We start from the raw sequence: 17,965 nt of genomic DNA on the forward strand, positions 1-17,965 counted from the left end.
ACCCTCCTGCGAGGCTCCTGCGAGGCCCCGGGTGCCCACTGGAGGTCCGCCGCCGGCACGAGGCCGGGCGGCCCGACCTCCCGAGGGGGAGCGCATGTCCAGCACCAGCCCGACCGACCTGTTCGAGCCCGTCGGCGCGAGCACCGCGGAGGTCGCCGCGCGCGTCCTCGCCGCCAGCCTGGGGGCGCAGGAGCTCGCCGCCGTGCACGCCGGGGAGCGGCTCGGCTGGTACCGGGCGCTCGCGCAGCACGGACCCTGCACCCCCGACGAGCTCGCCGGCCGCACCGGCACCCACCCGCGGTACGTCCGGGAGTGGCTGGAGCACCAGGCGTCCTGCGGCTACGTCGCCGCCGAGGACGGGGCGTTCCGGCTCACCGCGGGCGCGGCGGAGGTGCTGTCCGACGCCGACTCCGCCGACTACCTGGCCCCGCTCGGCCGGATGCACGCCGCGAGCCAGCGGGTCGTCGACGACCTGCACGCGGCGTACCGGTCCGGCGGCGGCGTGTCCTGGGACCGGCTGGGCGCGGACGCCCGGGAGGCGCAGGCCGCGCTGAACCGGCCGTTCTTCCTGCACGGGCTGGCGGACCTGGTCGCGGGCGCGCTGCCCGGGCTCGACGCGCGGCTGCGGTCCGGGGCGCGGCTCGCGGACATCGGCTGCGGGGAGGGCTGGTCGTCGGTCGGGCTGGCGCTGGCGTACGGGGACCTCGAGGTCGTCGGGATCGACCTGGACGCCCCGTCGGTCGCTGCGGCCCGGCGGCACGCGGCGGTGCTCGGGGTGGAGGACCGGGTGCGGTTCGTCGCGTCGGACGCCGCCGCGGTGCGGGACACGGGGTTCGACGTGGTCACGGCGTTCGAGTGCGTGCACGACATGGCGGACCCGGTCGCGGTGCTCGCGGCAGCTCGGTCGCTGGTGGCGCCGGACGGCTGGGTCGTGGTCGCCGACGAGCGGGTCGCGGAGGAGTTCACCGCCCCGGCCGGGCCGATGGACCGGTGGTTCTACGGCTTCTCGCTGACGGTGTGCCTGCCGGACGGCCTGTCGCACGAGCCCAGCGTGGGCACCGGCACGGTGATGCGGCCCGCGACCCTGGACCGGTACGCCCGCGCGGCCGGGTTCTCAGGGGTGCAGGTGCTTCCGGTCGAGCACGACCTCTTCCGGTTCTACCGCCTGCTCGTGTGACGCGGCCGCGAGCCGCGCGACGGCCGACGCGAGGTCGGTGGACCGGCCCTCGACGGTGCACGCGGCGAGCCGGGCCGCGCCGAGGCGGTCCGCGAGCGCGGCGCGGGCGTCCGCGAGCGCGTCCGCCTCGACGCCGTAGGGCGCGGGGAGCTGCCGGGCGGTGACCGTGCCGAGCAGCCGGGCGGCCTCGGCGGGCCGGTCCAGCCGGACCAGGAGGGGGACGGCGTTGCGGAGCGCCGTGAGCAGGTGGGTGCGGTCGCCGGTCGGCGCCCACGTCCGGGCGAGGTCGAGCAGCTCCTCCAGGGCGCCGGCCGGGTCCGGGCGGCGGGCGACGGCGGCGACGGTCGCGGCGCGGGCCACGCCGGACAGGTAGCGGTTCCCGACGCGGTCGGCGAGGTCCCGGGCCTCGCCGAGCGCCGCGAGCGCGCCGTCCGGGTCGGTGCGGGCCAGCACCTCACCGGTGGTGAACGCCAGCCAGCCGCGGTCGCTGGGGGCGGACTGCACCGCGTGCGAGAGCGTGGCCAGGGCGGTGCGGGCGGTGGTCGGGCGGTCCCGGTACGCGGCGACGAGCGCGGGGTAGGTCAGGCCGATGACGCGGTAGTGCGGGTCCCCGGCGTGCTGCGCCTCCGCGGCGATCCGGGCGCCGTGCGCGACGGCCTCGTCGGTGCGGCCCTCGAAGAGCGCGAGGTCGGCGAGCACCTCCAGGGCGTGCAGCCGGTCGGCGGGGTCGCTCGCCGCCCCGAGCGCGGCCTCCGCGCGGCGGCCCGCGGCGGCGCGGTGGCCCTGCAGCAGCGCGCGGGCGGCGAGCGCGGCCAGCACGGCGGGGGCGTCCTCGCGGCCGGGCACGGGCCAGGCGAGGACGTCGGTGCGCAGCCCGTCGACGGCGTGCAGGTGCAGGGTGCGCGTCAGCCGGACGGCGAGGTCCGGGTCGTGCGTGGCGGACCAGGCGTGCGCGAGGCGCAGGTCCGGCAGGAGGGCGGACAGGCGGACCCGGGCGTCGGGCTCGGCTGCCCCGCGCAGGGCCCGGTCGGCGTCGCGGGCGACGTCGAGCAGCACGGCGGCGTGCCGCGCGCGGACGGGCTCCGCCGGGGGGCCGACGACGGCGCGCACCGTCTGCAGCATCCGGTACCGGGTCCGCCCGTCCAGGTCGTCCCGGACCAGGAGGGACGCGGCGGCGAGGTCCTCGGCGGTCGTCGGGGGCACGTCGAGCACCCGGGCCGCGAGCTCCGGCGGGCAGGCGGTCGCGAACACCGGCCAGCCGTCGAGGGCGCGTCGCGCGGAGTCGCCGAGGAGCTCCCGGGACCAGGCGACGAGCGCGGCGAGCGAGCGGTGCCGGGGCGGGGCGTCGCGGCGCGGCCAGACCAGCGCGTCCAGCCGGGCCTCGAGCACGTCGGCGAGGTCGGCGACGCTGAGCGTCGCGGTGCGCGCGGCGGCCATCTCCACGGCGAGCGGCAGTCCGTCGAGCCGGTCGACCACCCGGGCCACCGCGTCCGCGGCGCCGGCGGGCGGCTCGTGGCCGGACGCCGCGCGGGCGCGGTCCCGGAACAGCCGCGCCCCGGCGCCGGCGGCGAGCGGCTCCACGGGGACCACGTGCTCGCCGGCGACGTGCAGGGGAGTGCGGCTGGTGGCGACCACCCGCAGCGGGCCCGGCGCGGCGAGCAGCAGGTCGACGCACTCGGCCACCGCCGCGGACAGGTGCTCGCAGTTGTCCAGCACGAGCAGCAGGTCCTTGCGGGCCGCCCGCGCGAGCGCCTGCGCCGGGGCGTCCTCGGGGTCGGAGGACAGGGCACCGGCGACGGCGGTCGGCACCGCCGCGGGGTCCCGGACGGCGCCGAGCTCGACGAACCGCGCGGGCCTCCCGTCCCGGGCCGCCGCCTCCAGCGCGAGCCGGGTCTTGCCGACTCCGCCGGGACCGACGAGGGCGACCAGCGCCGTCGACGGCAGCAGCCCGAGCACGGCGGCGACCGCGTCCTCCCGGCCGACGAACGAGGTGCGCACCCGCGGGAACGGCGGGCCGTCCAGCACCACCTGCCCGTCCGCGCCGGCTGCCGCCGGGGGCCCGCGCCGCACGCGCTCCCGGGCCGGTGCCCCCGCCGCCGCCGGGCGCCGGGGCCGGCCCGCCGCGAGCGCCGCGGCGTGCGCGGACTGCAGGTCCTGCGACGGGAGCAGCCCGATCTCGTCGAGCGCCGCCGCGGCCCGCAGGTACGCCAGCACCGCCTCGCCCGGCCTGCCCTCCGCGGTGCGCGCCCGCACGAGCAGCGCCCACGCGCCCTCCCGGTACGGGTCGCCGTCCAGGGCGCGCTCCGCGGCCTCCGCCGCCCGGCCGGGCTCCGCCGCGAGCAGCGCCCGGGCGAGCGCCTCGTGCGCGGTGCGGCGCGCGGCGTCCAGGCGCTCGGCCTCCGCCTGCACCTCCGGCAGGTCGGCCTCCGAGCCGAACGCCGGCCCGCGCCACAGCGCGAGGGCGTCGGTGAGCACGGTCGCGGCCTCCTGCGCTGCCCGCGCCGCCTCGCGCACCGCGCGGTCGAACCGGTCGGCGTCCAGGTCCTGCGGGTCGAGGCGGTACCCGCCGGGCACGGCCCGCAGGTCCGGCCCGACCAGGGCCCGCACCCGGGACGCGTGCGAGTGCAGGGTGTGCTCGGCGCTCGGCGGCGGGCCCTCCGGCCACAGCGCCGCGATGAGCCGCTCCCGCGGGACGAGCGCGCCCCGGTGCGCCAGCAGCACGGCCAGCAGGGCGCGCTGACGGCTGCCGCGAACGGGTTCCGCCCCCTCCGCGGTCACGAGCTCCACGGGACCCAGGACCCCGTACCGCATGGGGCCGATGGTAGGGGCGCGGGCGCCGCGGCGGCAGGGGGTACTACCCGCGGGGTACCGTGCCAGGGCCGACCGCCGACCTGGGAGGGACCCGCCGCATGGCCCACGACGCACCCGCCGCCGCACCCGCCGCCGCACCCGACGCGACCCGCGCGCTGCGCGTGCTCGACGCCGCCGACCCGCGCGACGCCCACTGGCGGGACCTGTACCGCGACCTGCACGCGCACCCCGAGCTGTCCGGCCGGGAGCACCGCACGGCCGCCGCGCTCGCGGCGGAGCTGCGCGCGTCCGGGCTCGAGGTCACCGAGGGCGTCGGCGGCACGGGCGTGGTCGGGCTCCTGCGCAACGGGGACGGCCCGGTCGTCATGCTGCGCGCCGACATGGACGGGCTGCCGGTGCACGAGGAGACCGGCCTGCCGTACGCGAGCCGGCACACCGACGTGAACCCGGCGGGGGAGACCGTCTTCACGATGCACGCCTGCGGGCACGACATGCACGTGACGGCGCTCGCGGCGGCCGTCGACGCGCTGGCCGGCGCCCGGGACGCCTGGCGCGGCACCCTGCTCGTGGTCGGCCAGCCCGCCGAGGAGACCGCGGCGGGTGCGCGGGCGATGCTCGAGGACGGTCTGTTCACGCGGTTCCCGAAGCCCGACGTCGCGCTCGGCCAGCACGTCGGGCCGCTGCCGGCCGGGGTCGCGAACCACTCCCGGGAGCTGCTCATGGCGGCCGCCTGCACCCTCGACGTGACGATCCACGGGCGAGGTGGCCACGGCTCCCGTCCGCACGTGACGGTGGACCCGGTCCTGACCGCGGCCTACGCCGTCACCCGGCTGCAGGCCATCGTGTCCCGGGAGACCTCCCCGGAGGACCCGGTCGTGGTCACGGTCGGCACGTTCCACGCCGGCACGAAGTCGAACATCATCCCGGACACCGCGACGTTCACGGTGAACCTGCGCGCCCGGTCCGACGCGTCGATGGAGCGCGCGGTGGCCGCCGTCCGCCGGGTCGTCGAGGCCGAGTCCGCCGCCGCGGGCTGCCCGCAGCCGCCGACGATCGGGATGCGGGAGAACCCGCCGGCGACGGTGAACACCGCCGCCGTGGTCGACCGGGTCATGGCGGCGCAGCGCGCGGTCATGCCCGAGGGCGCCGTCCGCCTGGCCGAGCCGCTCATGGGCTCGGAGGACTTCTCCGAGTACGGGCTGCCGAAGGGCCGGTACGACGGCGACCCCGTGCCGTACGCGTTCTGGTTCTGGGGCGGCATGGACCCCGCGCTGTTCCCCGAGGGCTACGCGGCCGGGTTCTCGCCCGCCGTGCCCGGGAACCACACCGCGCAGTTCGCCCCGCTGGACGAGCCGACCATCGCCGCGGGCCGCCGCCTGCTGGTGGCCGCCGCGCTCGAGTTCCTCGCCTGACGTGCCCGCCCTCGACCTCGTCCACCTGACCGACCCGGCCGACGAGCGGCTCGCCGACTACGTCGCCCTGACCGACGTCGCGCTGCGCTCGCGGCACGAGCCGGCCAAGGGCCTGTACATCGCGGAGAGCTCGACGGTGCTCGGCCGGGCGCTCGCCGCGGGCCACCGGCCCCGGTCCGTGCTCGTGTCCCCGCGCTGGCTGCCGGACCTGGAGGCGATGCTGACCTCCCGCGACCCCGGCGACCCGCCCGTGCGGGTGTACGTCGCGGAGCCGGCGGTGCTGGAGGCGATCACCGGCTTCCACGTGCACCGCGGCGCGCTGGCCGCCATGCACCGCCCGCCGCTGCCGCCGGTCGCCGAGGTGCTGGCCGGCGCCCGCCGGGTGGCCGTGCTGGAGGACGTGGTCGACCACACGAACGTCGGCGCTTATCTCCCGATAAGTCAGCAACCTCCGAGCCGGGTCGTCGTCTTCGAGGACCTCGTCGACCATACCAACCTAGGTGCCGGGATCCGCGCCTGTGCAGCGCTGAACGCGGACGCCTTCCTCGTGACCCCCAGGTGCGCCGACCCGCTCTACAGGCGGTCGGTCAGGGTCTCCATGGGGACCGTGTTCCAGGTGCCCTGGACGCGCATTGACTCCTGGCCCCAGGGCGGCATGGACGAGCTCAAGGCCGCCGGGTACACGGTCGCGGCCCTCGCCTTGTCGGCGAGCGCCGTGAGTCTCGACGACTTCGAGCAGGACCTCCCCGACCGCCTGGCCCTCGTCGTAGGCACCGAAGGGCACGGGCTGAAGCCCGAGACGCTCGAGCATGCCGACGTCACCGTCAAGATCCCCATGGGCGGAGGAGTGGACTCCCTCAACGTCGCATCCGCACTCGCCGTCGCGCTCTGGGGGACACGCATCCGCACCCGCTGAAGGTCGGCGCCCGGCCGGGCGAGCCGCCGCCGCACATGTACTCGGGGTGAGCACCCCGACCGCGACCCTGTCCGGCACCCGCCGCCGGCCCGTTCTGGTGCTCACCTTCCCGCGGTACGCGCCCGTGCCCGTCGCCGTGAAGTTCCCGACCTACCCCGCGCCCAAGGTCTCGCGGCCCGGGAAGACCAAGGTGCACCGGGGACGACCCAAGACACTGACCGACTGGCTGCTCAAGCTGCCCGGTCGCCACTTCGACAAGCCGACCGGGTCGTGGATCGTGCACAACCCGGGGCCCGACGCAGACCGGGTGCTGTCCGAGCTCGGGTTCCAGCTCGACCTGTCCCACGGCGCCCGCGCCGGCGTCAGGGCCCTGGCCGACCTGGCGACCCCGTGGATCGAGACAGACCCCGACGACCCCTGGACCACGCACCTGTACCCTCGCTTCTCCGACGCCGGCGAGCACGTCCCGCTCGGGGCGGAGTGGGATCGCGACCAACTCCGGTGGCTCATCCACACCCCCGACATGCGCCACGTCGCCGCGGCGGGGACCAGCGTGCCCCGCACGGTGCTCGAGCAGGGGCGCTCCCTCGTGGACGGCGTGCACCGCGGAACGCTCGGCAACTCTCGGCCCGACTGGCCGATGCTGCTCGGCCTCATGCCGCGCGCACCCAAGAAGACCCCGGACGGTCTGCCGCCGCTTCCTGCCTGGGCCCGGCGCACCCTGTACGGCTACCAGCTGTCCGGGACCTATGCCATCGTCGGCGGGCACGCGTTCCTCTGCGACGAACCCGGGCTCGGCAAGACGATCCAGTCCATCGCCGCGCACGCGGTGGCCGGCACCCGGCGGCTGCTCGTCATCACCCCGCCCGTCGCCCTGACCAACTGGGTCCGCGAGATCGCGGCCTACGGGCTCGCCTACCCGGACAAGGACCCTGACGCCCGCCCCGAGGCCGGCACGACCGTCATGGTCTCTGCCGGCCGCAAGGTCCGGGAGTTCCCCGATCAGGGCGTGGTGGTGGTCCCGGACTCGCTGCTCGCATCCAGGCCCGAGCTGCGCGCAAAGCTGCGCGACTGGGCGCCCGACGGCATCACAGTCGACGAGTCGCACCGGCACAAGAACTGGGCCACGTCCCGGGCACGGGCCGTTCGGAGCGTCGCACAGGCTGTCACCGGCCTGCGCGTGCCGATCTCCGGCACCCCGATGACCTCCAACCCGTACCAGCTCGCCTCCCAGCTCGCGATCAGCGGGCACCTCGACACCATCTTCGGCGGGCTGCACCAGTACCTGACGGACTACTGCACCGTCGACCAGTACGGCCGGTTCAGCCCCCGCAAGCGGGCTCTCGAGCAGCTGAACGTCGCCCTCAGCGCGGGCGTGTGGGTCCGGCGCAACGCCTCCGAGGTCTACAACCGGGACCCGGACGGCCCGACCATGCCAGAGGTACTGCCTCCACGGGCGAAGTACATCGACCTCGACGCCACGGGCAGCGCCCTCTACCGGGCAGCCATCGTCAAGCAGCACGGCATCGTCGACGAGTGGCTCGACTCCCTGCTGCAGACCCCGTACGAGCGCAAGGCCGGGCTCGCGCACACTCCCACCGACGAGGAGGTCAGGGCCTTCGCGGCGAGCAACATCGGCTTCATCTCCCCGCTGCGCAAGGCCGCCGGGGTGGCCAAGGTGCCGGCCGCCATCGAGTACATCACCGACTGGATCGCCGCGCAGGACGCCGCGAGGCACGACCGGCCGCTGCTCGTGTGGTGCCACCACAACGAGGTCGCCACGGCCATGCGCACCGCGATCGAGGAGGCGGGCGCCGACGTCGCCGTGATCGACGGCGCCACATCGGCTGGCAACCGGGGCAAGATCACCGCGGACTTCCAGGCCGGGCGCTACAAGGCGCTGGTGCTGTCGATGCAGGCAGCCGGCGTCGGCATCACGCTGACGCGAGCGTGCGACAACCTCTTCGTCGAGTCCGACTGGGAGCCCACGACGCTCACCCAGGCGCGCGACCGGACCAAGCGCATCGGGCAGACGCGAGCGATCACGCTGACCACCCTGCTGGCCTCCGGCACCCTGGACGAGCACCTCCAGCGGGTCCAGCGTCGCAAGGCAGCCGTGCTCGACCCGGTTCTCGGCGGCGGCTACGACACCTCCGTCGCGACTCAGGAGACGGACGAACTCGCGAGCGTCGGCGGGATCATCGCCGCGATCGTCGCCGAGCGGGTGGAGGCACGCTCCAAGCGGTCCCGCACCACACGGGCCGCGGCCTGAGCCTCGGCCCGCGCAACGGCCGGCAGAGCCCGCCCGCACATCTACGCGGCATGACGGGTCAGCGCTTCGACGCCTCCGCACATCCGCGCACCCCGGCCGGGGTGCGCTCCGGCGGTCAGTTCTCGACCCGAGCGCGCGGCGAGGCGTCGATCACGCTGGACGACAGCCCGACGCGCGCCGACTGGTCAGCGGTGGTCCAGGACCGGGGGCGAGGCATCGCGATGGCGCTTCACGAAGTGACCGGCTGGCCCGTCGTCACCAGCAGCGCCGGCCAGTTCGCCGTTCGGACACCGAACGGCCGCGTCCTGCACTTGGGCGGGGTGGACAACCAGGCCACGTGGGCAGGTCGCTCCGGCGGGGCTGACCGGTCAGTGCTTGAGGTACCCGCCGTGGACCCGCCGCGTCCCACCCCGCGGTCCATGCAGCTCGCGGGCCAGTTGCTCGCGGAGCACAGCGAGGCAGCGACCGCCGCGGTGCCCCCGATCGGGGACTGCGACGAGCTGACCTTCACCGCAGAGCAGTGCCACAGGCTCGCTCAGGCGCTGCACGATGCGAGTGGGTGGGAGGTCGTCGTGGTCTCCGACGGCCCCCACGGCGTCGCCGGCTGGGTCCACGCCGGTGTGCGGACCCCCGGTGGCCAGATCCTGGACGTCCACGGCCTGCAGGACGAGCAGCTGTGGATCGTGGACTGGGCCGAGCACTGCGACGCGGTCGCCGACGGTGAGGAGGCCTACGACCGTGACGACGTCGGGGTGTTCCCAGCCACCGACCACGGATGGACCCCAGAGCACGGGTGGGCGTTGGGCGACAGTGCACCGCTGTACCCCGACATCGAGAAGCGCGCCGCCCAGGTCGCCAGCCTCCTGCTCGAGCAGTACCGGCACGCCGAGGCCGCCTGAGCGGCCGGTGCCGCACGCAGAGAACGTCGGGGCGGACCCGGCTCTGACCGATCCTGGAAAGGCAGCGCTCGGCGTGGCCGGCGCCGCGGCGCACACGCCGCCGCACATAGCCAGGAGATGAGCGAGCACACCCCCACCAAGACACTGCTGGCACGACTGACCAACCTGCAGCGCGTCACCCTGGAGCAGGAGCTGGCAGCCGGGGGAGTCGTCGCCTACGGCCTGGCCCCGGTCGGCACGATCGAGAACCGCTACGTCCTGGAGGTGCTGCGCCAGGTGGAGCCCGATGGACTCACCGACCCGAATGCGCTGCCGTGGCAGGTCGTCCAGCGGTTCTGGCACGGCTGGCGCGAAACCTCCCGTCTCGGCCTCGCCCAGGCGACGCTCCGTCTCGCGACCCTCCGCGAGGCGGGAGGTGTGCGTGTTGCCGAGCTGCCCGCCATGCCAGCAGGCTTCGCCGGCTGGAGGTAGCTCGCTGCAGGTCATCGGCGGTTCGGCACCGTTCTGATGCATACTTGGAACGGATGTTCGAATCGGACGAACCTGGAGGTCAGGTGCACCGGCACCCGCTCCCCACCGCCGAGCACACGTTCGAGCGATCACTGACGGGAGCCGATGGCTCCACGCTGCAGTGGTCGATCCGCGCTGCCAACCCCCGGCACGGCGGCGCCCACCTGGACTACGCCGAAGCCCGCGACGGCACCGTCACGATCACCTCGATCACGGTCCACCCGAACCTCGCCCGCGCCGGCATCCAGCGCATGCTCGTCGACGCGCTCGCCGAGCACCACCGCAGCCACCTGCGTTGGCGACTGGCGCCCGCGCTCGCCCGCGGCGCGACCGGCCCTGCCGCGCCGTTCTGGGCCCGGGTGGCTGCCGACCACATCCTCGCCCTCGCCGACCAGGACGGCGTGGAACTCGACCTCACCGGCTGAAGGGCGGCCGCGCGCCGCACATCCAGCAAGGGTGAGTACCCGTATCGCCCCAGCGTTCCGGCTCGCTGCCGGGACGGACCTCCCGGCAGTGCTTGACGCACACCGACCCGCGCTGGACGTCGTGCGGGACCGGCTCGACGCCGAGGAAGTGGTCGGCGTCGCGGTCTCCGCCATCGACACCGCTCTCGTCTTCCGACTGCCCGCGCCCGTCGCCGTGCTCGCGCTGAGCCATGCCTCCGTGATGAGCGAACGGGCCGCAGAAGACCCCCGGCTCCACTGGTCTGACCCTCACCACCTGTCCGTCTGCTGGGCGGTCGATCCGCAGACGCGGGACGTCGGGGCGCTCGTGCTCCGCGGCCACCGACGCCTCGCCGACGCGGTCGCGACCATCCCGGAGTTCACGGAGTTCAGCTACTGGAACGACACCGACCCGCCAGTGGGCACAACCGACGAGCAGTGGGTGATGCGACAGGCGTTCTGGCAGCGGGTGATCCCGTCGGGGCGCCCGTCGGACAGCATGCGGGAGTGGGTGCACCGAGAAGGTCCCCTCGCACCCCTGTCCCTGGTGCAGGAGCAGGGCACGCCGACACCGACGGCCCTCGCCTGCGTCCCGTCGCGGGCCGCGCGCGCCACATCGATCTCCCGGCGCGCTCTGACCTCGGCCGCGACCCGCGCTCACCCACAGGTCGCTCCCATCCAATGCGTCGTGGCCGCGATGTCAGCGCTCTCGCGAGGTCTCGCTCCAGAGGTGACCGCCGCTGCGCGCGCGCTCGTGGGAGAGATCGGCCCGCGCGAGCTCACCGGCGCTCGTCGGCCGTGCGTTCCAGAGCTCGACGAGCGGGTCGCGGACCTGCAGCGCGCCGCGCGGCGTGCTGCGGCCGACCTGGAGCTGGGCTCATGAGACCCGCACCGAGATGGCTCGTCTGGACCACGGACCGTGACGACGAGGGGGAGGAGACGTACCTGCTGTTCGCGCCGCACGACCACGAGGGCGTCCGCAGGCGCCGTGCGCAGGAGATCGCCGCAGGCCAGGTGCTCTCCGTCACCGCGGGGGCGGCGGCCGGGTTCGTCCTAGGCCCTGCCGTCGGCGCCGCGCTCTGGGCATTCCTCGCAGCCGCAGCGGCCGTGCTCACCATCGACTCGACCTACGGTCGCGCGACCATCCGAACCTCCTGGACACCGCTGCTCGCGGATCTCGAGCTCGCCCGTCGGCGTGCGCCGCACCTCCTGCCCGACCTCCACGAGCGCGCTTGGGGAACGCTCGCACCCGGGACCGTGAGCAGCTACCGCGACTCGGTCGCACGGGCAGCGGAGCTCAAGGCACTGCGCGCACGCCTCGCTGCAGAGGTCACCGCGCAGGGTGTCAGCGAACTCGACGCGTTCATGCGGTCGATGTGAACAGCAGCTAGCCCGCCCGAGCGAGCTCGCACCCGACCTAGCGAGCTGCAGCTAGCCCAGCGGGGCGAAACACCATCTGAGCTGCACGAACGCCGCACATCCGGCCGACGTGACAGCCCCCGCAACCTCCCGCAGCCCGCTGCGCTACGCCTCCCTGTTCACCGGGATCGGCGGCTTCGAGGTCGGTATCCACGCGGAGACCGACTGGGAACCAACGGTCATGGTGGAGTTCAACAAGAACTGCCAGCGCGTGCTGTCACGGCACTTCCCGAACACCCCGCTGATGGGAGACATCCGTGACGTCGCTGCCGCAGACCTGGGCCGCCCTGACATCGCCTTCGCAGGCATCCCCTGCCAGGACCTGTCCGGCGCCGCTCCACATCGCCTCGGCCTCGCCGGCGCCCGCTCGGGCATGTTCTGGGAGTTCGCCCGCATCCTCGACGAGCACCCCGAGCACGAGCGCCCACGATGGGTCGTCATCGAGAACCCCGACGGGCTTCTCCGCAGTCCCGGCAGAGGCAAGGACGGCGTCGACCGGACCGGGTGGGACGCAGCCACCGTCTTCGGTGTCCTGGAGGAGCTCGGGTATGGGTGGGCATACCGGGTGGTGGACGGGCGACACCTCGGCACGCCCCAGCGACGGCGTCGAGTCCTCGTGGTCGCCCATCGTGGAGGCGACCCCCGACCCGCATGGGCCGTTCTGGGTGACGAGCAGCGAGGCGGCGAAGCTGCACGCCCGGGTGTCCTCGGCCGGAACGCGCGCGGACCCCGCCCTGCTCTCAGTCCTGTCGGACCTGATGGCGCCCTGATCTGGCGCAAGTCCGCACGTGCCCGCACCTCCCTGGTCAAGGGCGGGTACGAGACCTGGGTCGCCGATGGCGACGGGAACACCCTGACCGGGTACGACGGCGGCGGCCCGCTGCGCCAGACCCACCTCATCGCCCAGGCCGGGCGGCTGCGGACCCTGAGCGTCACCGAGTGGGAACGGCTGCAGGGCTTCCCGGACGGCTGGACCTCTGACATGCCGCTGACGGCCCGATGGACGGCGCTGGGCAACGCCGTGCACACCGGCACCTCCGCCTGGCTGGCACGCCGTCTCGCCGTTGTCGACGCGGCCGTCCCCCTGGTCGGCGCCTAGCGGGCCCTGCCGCACATCCTCCAGGTGACGCCCAGCCAGCCAGGAGGAACCCCATGAGCACCAGCCACATGCCTGACGGCCCCGGGTACCGGCTGCCGCCGGCGCGCCCCAACCGCCGCAAGCTCGAGCAGGAGGAGATCCGCCGTGGCGACCGGGCCCTGCGGGCGACCACCTGGGGGTCGGCGTTCGTCGGCGCCATCCTCGGGCTGCTGCTGGGTCCGGGAGGCCTTGACGGCGCGATCGCCAGCCCGCTGTTCGCGGTCGCGGCGCTCGGGGTGTGTCGGGGCGCCGACGTGTCCACAACACCGGCCGCGGTCCGCTCCGGCGCGGTGATCGGCGGGCTCATGGGAGCCGCGGCCGGGCTGATGGCCGGGGCCTTGTTCATCGGGCAGTGAGGCGGTCGCGGCCCGTGCCGCACATCCACCGGTCAGAGCCCCCGACACGAGAGGTACCGCCGTGAGCACCACCGTCGACCTGTCCACCACCGGTGGGCGGCTGCGCGCCATGCTCGAGGCGACCCCGGGCGCCCGAGGCGCCATCACCACCACGTTCGGCTGGTCCGAGGACGAGCTGGACGCCAGGCTGGCCGGTGACGACCCGGAGCTGGACGGCTCCGACATCGTCGGCCTGTCCGACGAGCTCTCCGTGCCGATCCCGTGGATCCTCGGCCAGCAGCCCAACCCGCTGCAGGTCCTGGTCCGGCTGAGGGTCAAGGCGCTGACCCCCACCCAGGAGCTGGTCATGGAGGTGCTCGCCGCCCGGCACCGGCTCGGGGAGCAGCGGTGGACCTTCGAGCCCGAGGTCCGCCCGGCGCTGCGCGCGCTGGAGGACGGCGGCCTGGTGCAGATCCTCGACGGACACAGCACCGGCAGGGTCGGAGCGCGCCTGTCCGCCGCCGGGCTGGTGCACTACGTCCGCGCCGGGTACACCACCCCGGCCGACCGGCTGCGCGAGGCACTGGCCGACAAGCAGGCCGAGATCGAGCAGGTCTGGACCTTCGTGCGGACCGAGCAGCAGAACGTGCGCGCGCTGCGCGCCCTGCTCGAGCAGTACGAGTCGGGCGCCCGCCCGCCGCTGACCGCCGACCGGCCCCAGGAGCACTGATGGGCATCCCGCCGCACACCGACCCCAGCCCGGCCGAGAAGGCAGACCTGGCCTGGACGGGGGCAGGGCTGGCCCTGGTGCTCCTCACGATCCTGGCCGCCGCCGCCCACACCGGGCCGATGCTCGCCGCCGTCGCAGCCGTCACCGTCATGGTGTTGGCCATCGCCCTCGGAGCCCTCAACGGCGGCGCCAGCAAGCCGATGGACCGGCTCGCGCTCGGGTCCCTGGTCGCCAGCGTGCTCGGCCTGCCGGGCATCGCCGTCATCGCCATCCTGCAGTCCCTGTAGCCCCCGACCGGAGCACCCGATGCCCACGTTCATCCACACCAAGCCCCGCGCCCGGAAGGCCCACACGTGCTGCTGCTGCGGCCGCACCATCCACCCCGGCGAGGCCTACACCCGCGGCGTCGGGCTCGACCGCGGCGCCGGCGCCTGGACCTACCGCCGGTGCGCCCACTGCGCCGTCGCGGTCGGCTACGTCAGCGGACTCACCACGGCCGAGGAGTTCGAGGACCGCGACCTCATCGAGACCTGGGAGCCGGACGGTATCGCCGAGAACCAGGTCCGCCGCAACGTCCTGCAGGCCCAGTGGCGCACCCCCACCGGGGTGCTGGTGCCGGTGCCCGTGCTGCTGCACGAGGACCCTGCCCAGCCCTGGCGACCCACCGGGATCCACATCCCGCTCGAGCTGCTCTGAGACCGAGGAGGGCCCGTGAGCATCCCCACGATGCAGTCCCTGACCGTCGGCACCGACGGCGCCTGCTCCGGCAACCCCGGTCCGTCCGGGTGGGCCTGGGCAGCCGCCAACGGCACCTGGGCAGGCGGCGCCATGCCGCGTTCCACCAACCAGGCCGCCGAGCTCGCCGGCCTGCTGCAGGCCATCACCGCGTTCGCCGACGTGCCCGCTCTCACCATCGAACTCGACTCGGCCTACGCGCTGAACACCTACGCCTCCTGGATGGACGCGCACAAGCGCCGCGGGTGGCGGACCGGTGACGGAAAGCCCACCTCGAACCGCGACCTCATCGCGGCCCTCATCGATGCCCGCGACGCGCGCCGGGCCGCCGGACTCCCGCCGGTCAAGCTCGTCAAGGTCAAGGGGCACGCCCGCCCCGGCGCCCACCCGCTGAACGAGGCCGCCGACCAGCGCGCCGTCGAGGCCCGCCTGCGCGCGGCCCGCGGGCTCGCCGATGTCGTCACCGGCACCTGGACCCCGCCCGGAAGGAGCTGACCCATGCGCATGGCCCTGATCGAGGTCCGCGACCTGGTGCCCGCGAAGAACAACGCGCGCACCGACCTCGAGGACCTCGTGGAGATGTCCGACTCGATCCGGGCCGTCGGCATCCAGCAGCCGTTCATCGTCAAGCCCGTCCCGAGCCGCGGCCGTCAGCGCTACGAGGTCATCGACGGCAACCGACGCCTGGCGTCCCTGCCCGGCACCGGGGTGACGCAGGTGCTGTGCGTGGTGCGCGAGCGCAACAACGAGCGCACCGACGTGATCATCATGCTGGTCACGGCCATGCACAAGGAGCTCAAGCCGCTCGACCAGGCCCGTGCGTTCCAGCGCCTGATCGGCACCGGCATGAGCGCGGCCGAGGTGGCCAAGCAGACCGGGTTCCGCCCCGGCACGGTCTCTGACCGTCTGGCGCTGCTGCGACTGCCCGCCGAGGTGCAGACGATGGTCGGCGACGGGCGCATGACCGCCACCGAGGCGGTGCGCCTGTCGCGGGGCCTGGCCAAGCAGCAGAGGAAGGAGCAGGGGAGCGGCTCGGGGAGCACGCCGGCGGCCGTCCCGCTGAGAGCGCCGGCGAAGCCTCAGTGGCTCGGGCCCCAGCACCGACTCGCCGCCGTGGCCGGCGCCCAGTGCGACCACCGCGACACCAGGACCGTGATCGGGCGAACGGCGTGCGGCCAGTGCTGGGAGAAGGCCATCGTCGACGACGCCCTCGCCGCGGCCGCCGTGGCGGCCGCGTAGCCGCACATCTACAGGGCGTACCGCAACGCGCACCCAGCCCCGGGAGACGACCGTGAGCTTCAACGAGTCCCAGCACGTCCGCACACCCGCGGGGGTGAGAACCGGTGGGCAGTTCGCCGCGTCCGCCCGGGCGGAGTCACGCGCCGACCTGCCCTACGTCGGCCCGACGCCCAGCGATATCGTGAGCGCCGGCATCCTCAAGACCCGTGCCGTCGCCGAGACCATGCCGTCCGGCAGGATCCGCGAGGAGGACGGTGCGCTGTTCTTCCCGGTCAGGGACCCGCGCGACCCGGGGGTGCGCGCCGCCAGCGTCGCATTCGACCCCGACAACGAGGGGCGCTGGACCTACACCAGCGCGTCGGGCACGCGCGTCGCGTCGACGTACACCTACGGCGAGAACCCCCAGGTGCTCGCGCAGTGGACCCGCGAGCGGATCATGGAGCTGGACCCCGACCAGCCGGTGTCCGCCGCCCTGCACCAGTTCAAGCCGTACACGAACATCAGCCGCGGCGACCGCGAGCCCAGCCTGTACCTGTGGGACGGGCACTCCGCCTGGGTCGACACCCAGGACGGCCCCACCCGCGGCACGTGGCTGCACTCCCAGACCACCGACCGCATCCGCTCCGCCTCCGGCCTGCCGCTGGACGCCCACCCGGCCGCCGTGGCCGCCTGGGTGACCGAGGCCGGGCGCACCGACCCGGACTACCTGCGCGGCGCGCCGCGCGACGTCGTGCTGAACGGCGTCACCAAGGCCGTCGTCGCCCACGTCGAGGGCGCGGAGTCCTGGGACGAGGGCGCCGGCGAGGCGATCTGGTTCGGCTCGCGCTCCAACGGCGCGCACGACAAGGGCGACTACGCCTACATCAGCCGGGACGACGACCCCACGAACCCGGGCGTCTGGCACTTCGAGACCGAGCAGACCGAGACCCCCGACGCCAAGGGCGACTACTGCCAGAACGTCGTGTCCAACCTCGGCGCCGGCGAGGACCCCGCGGTCGTGGCCGCGTGGATCAACGAGCAGGCGCAGCGGTTCTGCTCGGTCCACCTCCGGCGCTGACCGGCCACCGGCGGCCCCCCGCCGGACACGCCCGTCCGATCGACACCCCACACCTGCACCGCACGAGAGGATCGACCTCATGTCCTTCAACGAGTCCCAGCACCCGCGAGCCACCGCGGGCGTCAGCGCGGGCGGCCAGTTCGTCACCAAGGTGGCCGCCGAGGCCAACGTCCACCTCGTGGGCCTCGACGACCTCGAGTTCGAGGACAAGGCGCGCGAGGCGACGAACGCCATCATCGAGCTGCTGCCCGGCGCCGGGGACTGCGGCGACGACGCCCCCGCCGTCCTCTGGCCGGCCGAGGACGGCGACGACGACAAGGAGATCACCACCGGCGTCAACGTCCTGACCGGCGAGAAGGGGCAGTGGAGCCTCGAGCGGGGCCCGGACCGCATCACATCGACCCCGGGTCTGAGCATGAGCGCCCACCCCGCCGCCGTCGCCGCGTGGCTGAGCGCCGCGCGCGACGCGGACGGCGAGGACCTCGTCAACTACGCCAGCGGCGTCCGCAACGACGGCATCTCCCGAGCCGTGGCCAACGAGCTCGAGGGCGTCGCGGTGTGGGACGAGGGTGGCGGCACGACGATCTGGTTCGGCTCCCGCACCGAGCCCGGCGCGCCCGGCGACCACGCGTTCATCGTCCCCGCCGGCGAGCACGAGGGTCGCTGGCAGTTCCAGAGCGACGACTTCAGCGACAGCCCGGAGGGGTACCGCACCGAGGTCGTCACCTCGGACCTGACGGTCGAGTCCGACCCGAAGGTCGTCGCGGCGTGGGTGCGCGAGCAGGCCGAGAAGCTCGGCTCGGTGCCCTACACCGGCTGACCATGACCACGCGAACGGGCCGATCCTGCAGACGCGGGGTCGGCCCGTTCGC

19 protein-coding genes are annotated in these 17,965 nt (G+C 74.6%); 18 read left to right on the forward strand and 1 reads right to left on the reverse strand.

The genetic code is table 11. The features are described 5' to 3' along the window. Positions 1-94: 94 nt before the first annotated feature. Positions 95-1,177 carry a class I SAM-dependent methyltransferase gene (locus HNR08_RS16380; protein WP_146836496.1) on the forward strand — a complete coding sequence of 361 codons (1,083 nt, stop codon included), beginning with the start codon at positions 95-97 and terminating at the stop codon, positions 1,175-1,177. Here the strand turns inward: HNR08_RS16380 and HNR08_RS16385 are convergent. Next, positions 1,115-3,988: an AfsR/SARP family transcriptional regulator gene (locus HNR08_RS16385; RefSeq protein WP_146836499.1), complete on the reverse strand. Its 2,874-nt coding sequence runs from the start codon at positions 3,986-3,988 to the stop codon at positions 1,115-1,117. The genes HNR08_RS16380 and HNR08_RS16385 overlap by 63 nt on opposite strands. A gap of 98 nt (positions 3,989-4,086) precedes the next feature. Here HNR08_RS16385 and HNR08_RS16390 point away from each other — a divergent pair, with 98 nt between their 5' ends. The 17 genes from HNR08_RS16390 to HNR08_RS16470 all read left to right on the forward strand — a co-directional run bounded on the left by HNR08_RS16390 (position 4,087) and on the right by HNR08_RS16470 (position 17,913). Beyond that, on the forward strand, positions 4,087-5,400 hold the full coding sequence (locus tag HNR08_RS16390) for an amidohydrolase (protein WP_146836501.1): 1,314 nt from the start codon (positions 4,087-4,089) through the stop codon (positions 5,398-5,400). Position 5,401: 1 nt separating this feature from the next. Next, complete coding sequence (locus HNR08_RS16395; protein ID WP_146836505.1) at positions 5,402-6,316, forward strand: TrmH family RNA methyltransferase; 915 nt, start codon at positions 5,402-5,404, stop codon at positions 6,314-6,316. 46 nt (positions 6,317-6,362) lie between these two features. Continuing rightward, positions 6,363-8,588 carry a DEAD/DEAH box helicase gene (locus HNR08_RS16400; RefSeq protein ID WP_183835118.1) on the forward strand — a complete coding sequence of 742 codons (2,226 nt, stop codon included), beginning with the start codon at positions 6,363-6,365 and terminating at the stop codon, positions 8,586-8,588. A gap of 389 nt (positions 8,589-8,977) precedes the next feature. Further along, positions 8,978-9,487 (forward strand): hypothetical protein, encoded by a 510-nt coding sequence (locus HNR08_RS21325; protein ID WP_186812756.1) that lies wholly within the window; start codon positions 8,978-8,980, stop codon positions 9,485-9,487. Between the two features lie 117 nt (positions 9,488-9,604). After that, positions 9,605-9,958, forward strand: a complete 354-nt coding sequence (locus tag HNR08_RS16410) for a hypothetical protein (protein WP_146836513.1) — start codon at positions 9,605-9,607, stop codon at positions 9,956-9,958. A 53-nt stretch (positions 9,959-10,011) separates the two neighbouring features. Further along, positions 10,012-10,422, forward strand: coding sequence for a hypothetical protein (locus HNR08_RS16415; protein ID WP_146836515.1), 411 nt, complete (start codon positions 10,012-10,014; stop codon positions 10,420-10,422). Positions 10,423-10,543: 121 nt separating this feature from the next. Beyond that, positions 10,544-11,323 (forward strand): DcrB/PsbP domain-containing protein, encoded by a 780-nt coding sequence (locus HNR08_RS16420; protein ID WP_146836518.1) that lies wholly within the window; start codon positions 10,544-10,546, stop codon positions 11,321-11,323. 131 nt (positions 11,324-11,454) lie between these two features. Continuing rightward, positions 11,455-11,820, forward strand: coding sequence for a hypothetical protein (locus tag HNR08_RS16425; protein WP_183835120.1), 366 nt, complete (start codon positions 11,455-11,457; stop codon positions 11,818-11,820). A 109-nt stretch (positions 11,821-11,929) separates the two neighbouring features. Further along, positions 11,930-12,958: a DNA cytosine methyltransferase gene (locus HNR08_RS16430; RefSeq protein WP_146836524.1), complete on the forward strand. Its 1,029-nt coding sequence runs from the start codon at positions 11,930-11,932 to the stop codon at positions 12,956-12,958. Between the two features lie 53 nt (positions 12,959-13,011). Then, on the forward strand, positions 13,012-13,353 hold the full coding sequence (locus HNR08_RS16435; protein ID WP_146836527.1) for a hypothetical protein: 342 nt from the start codon (positions 13,012-13,014) through the stop codon (positions 13,351-13,353). Positions 13,354-13,414: 61 nt separating this feature from the next. Then, the gene (locus HNR08_RS16440; RefSeq protein ID WP_146836530.1) at positions 13,415-14,062 is read left to right on the forward strand and encodes a hypothetical protein; all 648 of its coding nucleotides are present in this window, start codon (positions 13,415-13,417) and stop codon (positions 14,060-14,062) included. After that, on the forward strand, positions 14,062-14,349 hold the full coding sequence (locus HNR08_RS16445; protein ID WP_146836533.1) for a hypothetical protein: 288 nt from the start codon (positions 14,062-14,064) through the stop codon (positions 14,347-14,349). The genes HNR08_RS16440 and HNR08_RS16445 overlap by 1 nt, the downstream gene beginning before the upstream one ends. Before the next feature lie 19 nt (positions 14,350-14,368). After that, the gene (locus tag HNR08_RS16450; protein WP_146836536.1) at positions 14,369-14,758 is read left to right on the forward strand and encodes a hypothetical protein; all 390 of its coding nucleotides are present in this window, start codon (positions 14,369-14,371) and stop codon (positions 14,756-14,758) included. 15 nt (positions 14,759-14,773) lie between these two features. After that, on the forward strand, positions 14,774-15,292 hold the full coding sequence (locus HNR08_RS16455) for a ribonuclease H family protein (protein WP_246803033.1): 519 nt from the start codon (positions 14,774-14,776) through the stop codon (positions 15,290-15,292). Positions 15,293-15,295: 3 nt separating this feature from the next. Then, entirely contained in the window at positions 15,296-16,036 is a 741-nt protein-coding gene (locus tag HNR08_RS16460; RefSeq protein WP_146836539.1) for a ParB/RepB/Spo0J family partition protein, read from the forward strand. Positions 16,037-16,217: 181 nt separating this feature from the next. Then, on the forward strand, positions 16,218-17,093 hold the full coding sequence (locus HNR08_RS16465) for a hypothetical protein (protein WP_146836542.1): 876 nt from the start codon (positions 16,218-16,220) through the stop codon (positions 17,091-17,093). A gap of 79 nt (positions 17,094-17,172) precedes the next feature. Further along, positions 17,173-17,913: a hypothetical protein gene (locus HNR08_RS16470; RefSeq protein ID WP_146836545.1), complete on the forward strand. Its 741-nt coding sequence runs from the start codon at positions 17,173-17,175 to the stop codon at positions 17,911-17,913. Positions 17,914-17,965 lie beyond the last annotated feature (52 nt).

The sequence above is a fragment of the Cellulomonas hominis genome, assembly GCF_014201095.1.
GTDB lineage: Bacteria > Actinomycetota > Actinomycetes > Actinomycetales > Cellulomonadaceae > Cellulomonas > Cellulomonas hominis.